Origin of the sequence: [Clostridium] symbiosum ATCC 14940, from assembly GCF_000466485.1 — a bacterium.
GTDB lineage: Bacteria > Bacillota > Clostridia > Lachnospirales > Lachnospiraceae > Otoolea > Otoolea symbiosa.
On sequence record NZ_KE992917.1, the window covers coordinates 28,595 to 30,992 of the forward strand.

General features: G+C 48.4%; 2 protein-coding genes. One reads left to right on the plus strand and one right to left on the minus strand.

The genetic code is table 11. The annotated features are described in order from the left end of the window. Positions 1–34: 34 nt before the first annotated feature. The gene (locus CLOSYM_RS11455) at positions 35–844 is read right to left on the minus strand and encodes a ClpP family protease (protein WP_044902375.1); all 810 of its coding nucleotides are present in this window, start codon (positions 842–844) and stop codon (positions 35–37) included. Positions 845–1,256: 412 nt separating this feature from the next. On the opposite strand from CLOSYM_RS11455, the gene citC reads away from it, so the two are divergent. Continuing rightward, positions 1,257–2,336 carry a [citrate (pro-3S)-lyase] ligase gene (citC, locus tag CLOSYM_RS11460; protein WP_044902376.1) on the plus strand — a complete coding sequence of 360 codons (1,080 nt, stop codon included), beginning with the start codon at positions 1,257–1,259 and terminating at the stop codon, positions 2,334–2,336. Positions 2,337–2,398 lie beyond the last annotated feature (62 nt).

Here is a 2,398-nt window from a genome sequence, read left to right on the forward strand (position 1 = left end):
CCGCTGGCCTGCGGCGGCGTCCTCACCTGCTTATCTAAATCTCTTTTCTCTCTAAAACCATCCGGTTCAATTTTTGAAGAGCCTCACGGATTCCTCCCACCTCGCAGATGAGCCCTTCCTTTACCGCATCGCTGCCGACCAGGACAGTCCCCAGATCCTTTGTCAGCATTTCCGTATTGAGCATCAGGCGTCTCAATTGATCATAGGCGATTTGGGAATGGCCGGAAACAAAGTTAAGAATTCTGTCCTGGATCATTTCAAAATAATCGTATGTCTGAACAGCGCCGATCACGGTTCCCGACATTCTGACCGGATGTATCATCATCGTCCCTGTGGGTACGATAAAGGAGTAATCCGTCGCAACGGCCAGAGGGACTCCGATAGAATGGCTGTCGCCGATTACAAGGGATACCGTTGGTTTGCTCAGGGAGGCAATCATCTCCGCCAGGGCCAGGCCGCAGCTGACATCGCCGCCAACCGTGTTAATCATGACGAGAACTCCGTCCACTTCCCTGCTGTCTTCTATTTCAGCCAGCTTTGGCAGGATATGCTCATACTTTGTTGTCTTTGTATTTCCCGACAGATTTTCATGGCCTTCAATCTCGCCAATGATGGAAATCAGGTGGATATGAGCGCCCTCTCCGCCCTCCTCCAGAAGTACCTGGCCGGTTTCTTTAATCCGTTCTTCCCTGGCCTCCTCATTTTTAATTTTCTGTTGTTCCTGTTCCGGCTCATTACCGGAGTTCTTCATTCTCTGAGTCTCCGGATTCTCCCTTTTCTTCTCCTGCTTATTATTTCTACCAGCAAAATCATGTGACCGTTCATTTAATTCCTGCACCAGCATAGCAGTCCTCCTCATTCCAAATTTATTCTTTTTATGATATTCTGTGTTCTTATTTGAATAATATACGTTACTGTTCACACGGTTGTGTTCCGCGAGGTGTTTTCGTGCGCATTTTGCACGAAAATCCCGAGTTTTACGGCGCGACGCGATGAAAAGTAAACTTTTCACCACAATCAACGGCGCTTTTTGCCGTTTCTGTGCATCGCGAAGCGTGTTATTGTTCGCAGCACGCTGCTTTTTGGCGGGGTGGAACCGCAACTAATATACGTTACTGTTCATCGAAAAGCCGGATTCGGCCTCTTGTGGCCGGAGACAAAATCCGGTATACTAGGAATACCGGATTTAGTTCTGGAAGTACAGCGAAAAGTGTGGATGTCAGTCGTCCGCTTTAATAAAGGAAATGGAGAATTTTATGTCAGAATATCACATCAGCCGAATTTTTTATAACGATCGCAGGGAAATGAAAAAACTGGACGCCCTTCTGGAAAAAGAAGGAATTGAACGCGATGATAACCTGGATTACACCATCGGTTTATACGACGACGATTACAACCTTGCAGCAACAGGCTCCTGCTTTGCCAACACCCTCCGATGCATGGCCGTGGATTCCGGTCATCAGGGGGAAGGTCTTTTAAACCAGGTGGTCAGCCATTTAATCCAATATGAATTCGAACAGGGAACGGTAAATCTGTTTCTCTATACGAAATATGATAAGGCGCTTTTCTTCCGCGACCTCGGCTTCTATGAAGTTGCCCGCGCGGACGGCAGAGTTGTTTTCATGGAAAACAGAAAAAACGGTTTTGCCTCCTATCTTGATAACCTTTATCAGGAAACACAGGAACAGGTTCAACAATCAGACGCGCAACCGGAGGCAGGTCTTCCTGTCGGCGCCGTGGTGATGAATGCCAATCCTTTCACTCTGGGCCATCTTTACCTGCTTGCCACGGCAGCGGCCGCCTGCCGTCTGCTTCATGTTTTTATTGTATCGGAGGATGCTTCCCTCGTCCCATTTGATGTGCGCTATAACCTGGTAAAGGAAGGCAGCGCCCATCTGAAAAACCTTGTTTTCCATCAGACCGGAAGCTATCTAATCTCCAATGCCACCTTTCCCTCCTACTTTTTGAAGGATAAGGATACGGTAATCCGCACCCACGCGAAATTAGATACTGCTATATTCGGCCAAATTGCCAAATCTCTTGATATCACGGTGCGTTATGTCGGGGAAGAGCCGGCCAGCCAGGTAACAGGGATATATAACGAAATTATGGCCGCCGAACTGCCTTTGTCCGGCGTGGAATGCCGGATTATCCCAAGAAGGACGGCTGCATCCGGGGTTATCAGCGCTTCCACGGTGCGCCGGAAAATACATGAAGGCAGGCTTGAAGAGATACGGGTGCTTGTCCCTGAAAGCACCCTGCGGTATTTTCTCTCGGAGGAAGCCGGTGAAGTCGTAAAGCGGATTCAGGAAAGCAGCCAGGTGATTCATTACTAAAATAACGGCCCTGCAGCTAAACATAAAAGATAACAGTTCAGCCATGATGTATTCCGCGAGGT